Source organism: Endozoicomonas sp. ONNA2, assembly GCF_024606365.1.
In the GTDB taxonomy this organism is placed as follows: domain Bacteria; phylum Pseudomonadota; class Gammaproteobacteria; order Pseudomonadales; family Endozoicomonadaceae; genus Endozoicomonas.
In genome coordinates this window covers 1-3,227 of sequence record NZ_JAHHPO010000252.1, presented here as the reverse complement: position 1 = coordinate 3,227, position 3,227 = coordinate 1, and the positions used below count along the sequence as shown (strand labels likewise).

Genomic DNA, 3,227 nt, shown 5'->3' with positions numbered 1-3,227 from the left:
TGCGGTCATTATTTCGGAAAAAGCGTTTAAACTTTTTGGCCAAACTGTTTCGCGGTTTGTTTCCCCGTTTGCTATCAGAGCGTTTGCTACCGCGATTACCGGAGGTACCCTGGCTACCGGGGCTCTTGTTATCACGGCGGCTGTTGCCATGTCTGTTGACGGGATTATTGACGTGTCTTCTATTGCCGGGGTTACTGCTGGGATTACTGCCTGGATTGTTGGCGGGGTTGTTCCCGAGGTTACTCCCGTGTTAATTTTCGGGGCTGCTGTCGGGGCTGTCGGGGTTGCTGTCGGGGTTGACAGGGCTACTGCCCGAGCTGTCGGTGCTGCTGCCGGGGGTCTCGGGACTCTCGGGACTATTGTCGGGTACTTCGGGGTTACTGCCAGTGCCGTCAGGTCTGCTACCGGGGTCGTCGAGATTACTGCCATTGCCGGAAGCCTTCGGTTTGCGGCCACTGCCGGAGCCGTCGGGTTCATTGCCGGAGCCATCGGTGTTACTGCCGGGGCCGTCGAGGTTGCTGCCGGGGCCGTCGGGGCTGTCATTACTGCCGGGGCTTTCGGGGCAGCTGTAATCCCTTCCGGGGCTTTCGGCACTTTTAGTGCTTTCGGGTTTTTCTTAGGCGCTATCGGGGCTGGCTTCTCTATTGCCGGGGCTGCTGCCGGAGCTATCGCAGTTGATGCCGTTTATCGTGAACAGGAAATGAATCCGGTAATTGTGTGAAAAAATCCCTTCAGACCCGCCAAAAGGTTTTGGTTATAACCAATACACGACTATAGCAGCCCATAGCACAGTCGCCACAGCCAATGTGCAGAGGTCTTTTTTATCCACTATTAAGCTGATTGCCTGTTCAGAGTTAATCCCCGCTTCTGCCAGACAGCTGCCAGGGAATCGAAAAATAGCCCGCCTCTGACACGACTTGACCAGAAGCCTCTACATTTGAAGTTATTTCCGGGAGGCTATTCCAGGAGGCTGTCCGAGAATAGACCGCCCTACTGCACAGACAATATCGGTTCGAATCTATATCCGCGGAATTAACGGCAGTCGTTCATTAGCACTGCGTGCAGAATTATTGCCCGGTACTCCCCGGCGTCGTTGTAAATTATCAGACCCATCCATGGTAAGGCTGACGCCTCTCCTGCCTCTGGCAACCAGAGGCCCATAATGGTTGCCCGCAGCCCTGGACGATGATCTGTGGCAATAATGGCGGTAGAGACACACAATGCCGACCAGTACAAAGAGTACGCCGCCGAAGGCGATACCGGCTATGGCGACGTTACTCAGGCTCGACGCTGACGGGCTTCTGCTGCTGGAGGAAGACGGGATTATTGTTGGGGTAGCAGGGTGTAGCGGACGGGTATAATTTCTGATCATTCCCGCAAAGTCATCATTAAATCGGCAATCCGTTGTTAGTAGTCGATGGTCAAGGCCTGCACATAACTTGTCCAGCTCGAAACGACAACCGTTGTCTGTATTGTTCTGCTCGCGACCATTAACATGAACATTACAAATATCGGGGTCAGGCCCACCCTCGACAGCGGCTGTTGAATCTTTACCCGGACTATCGACCCGGCAGTTAATCGCCGTGGTGCTGACAACAGTGCCAGCGAAATCAATATCTCCCACCCCGATACCCGCCGTTGCCTGGTTGCCCGAGGCTAACACGGTACAATTCAATGCGGTGGTGTTGGCAATCGCTTCAGAGGCAGTGTTACGTCTGACCCGGCCTGCCCCGATGCCCGCGCCTCCGCCGGGACCCGTGGATGCCACATGACAGTTCACGGCCTTGGTGTTGGCAACCGTGGCCAGATCCAGGAGAACCCGCCCTGCGCCGATGCCTGCCCTGCCACCTTGGCCGGCGGCTGCTACGGTACAGTTCACCGCTGTGGTGTCGACAATCACACCACCAATAGCAGCCCGGCCCAAGCCGATACCTGCATCACCATTCTCGCCGGAGGTTACCACTTGGCAGTTCACCGCTGTGGTATCAGCAATTGTGTCGAAGACAGCAGCCACACCCGCGCCGATGCCAGCCGAGCCAGTGCCAGAAAATCCGGTTATGTCTGCACCCGTGTTTTCCACTTGACAATTCACTGCGGTGGTGTTGGTGACCCTGTTCATACTATGATCAAGCCCCCCTGCGCCAATGCCTGCCCCGCCACCGCCAGTCGCCACTTGACAGTTAATTGCTGTGGTGTTGGCAACCGTACCAATCTCGACGAGTCCGGCACCAATGCCAGCCATGCCAAAACCGGGTGTAACTACTTTACAGTTCACTGCTGTGGTGTTGGCAATTATGCCGTTATCATCAAGGCGTCCAGCGCCAATGCCTGCGTTCCCACCTGCCCAGCTGGAGGTTGCCAGTGTGCAGTTCACCGCTGTGGTGTTGACCACCTTGCCTCCTGTGAGCCTGCCCGCACCAATGCCTGCGTTGCTAATGTATCTGGAGCTGGAGGCAGTCACATTGCTGTTCACTGCCTTGGTGTTGATAATCGTGCCATTGACATCCCCGCCGATAATCCCCCCATGCGCTTCATTACCCAAGGCCACTACCCGGGCATTGTCAACGTAAATATTGCTGACTGTGGCCCGGTCTGAAATTTCACAGGCTACCACCCCGGTCGAGCCTTTGGAGGTTATATTGGCACCAGTAAAGCGCAGGCTATCCACGCCACCGGCCAGCGTTTTCACCAGGCAATTTCTGAGGTTGCCAATGGTCACTTTTTTTTTGCCTTCGCCATGGAGGACGCCGGTAAACGGGTGAGTGACATTACCAATGGACTGGCGTAACTGGCCGCCGTCAATATACCCAACAGTTTGCTGGTAATTGCCATTGAGCGGGTAGTGCGGGTCATGGCCAATCTTGCCCAGGGTTTCGGCATCTGGCACCGCAATCCACGGGTCGCTGTTACGGTTGATGGTTGCTGCCATGCCAGCAGTGGCAAGACCGGACAACAATCCCAGCGCCACCACTGCCTTTGGCCGCTGACCAGCCAGGCTGGCGGTTTTGCGTTGCTGCAGCGGTGGGTTGGTGCCTTCGTTTACCAGAGTTTCATCCGGGGCCGGTAAAAGCGGTTCTACCCCGGACTCCCCGGATACATCAAGGCTGCCCAATCGTCCCTGTTGCCCTGAAGATATCGTCGTCGCAGGTGACCAGTTGCCTGCAGTGCCAACTTTCGGCGAGGCCGGTGACTCTATCAAAACGACTACCTCATAATGACATTAATTA

General features: G+C 55.9%; 2 protein-coding genes. One reads left to right on the top strand and one right to left on the bottom strand.

Annotated features, from left to right (window positions below):
* The coding region (locus tag KDK14_RS04505; protein ID WP_373691029.1) for a hypothetical protein at positions 1-721 on the top strand (721 nt) is incomplete at its 5' end.
* A gap of 297 nt (positions 722-1,018) precedes the next feature.
* On the opposite strand, the gene KDK14_RS04500 is transcribed toward KDK14_RS04505, so the two are convergent.
* The gene (locus tag KDK14_RS04500) at positions 1,019-3,199 is read right to left on the bottom strand and encodes a hypothetical protein (protein WP_257263824.1); all 2,181 of its coding nucleotides are present in this window, start codon (positions 3,197-3,199) and stop codon (positions 1,019-1,021) included.
* Positions 3,200-3,227 lie beyond the last annotated feature (28 nt).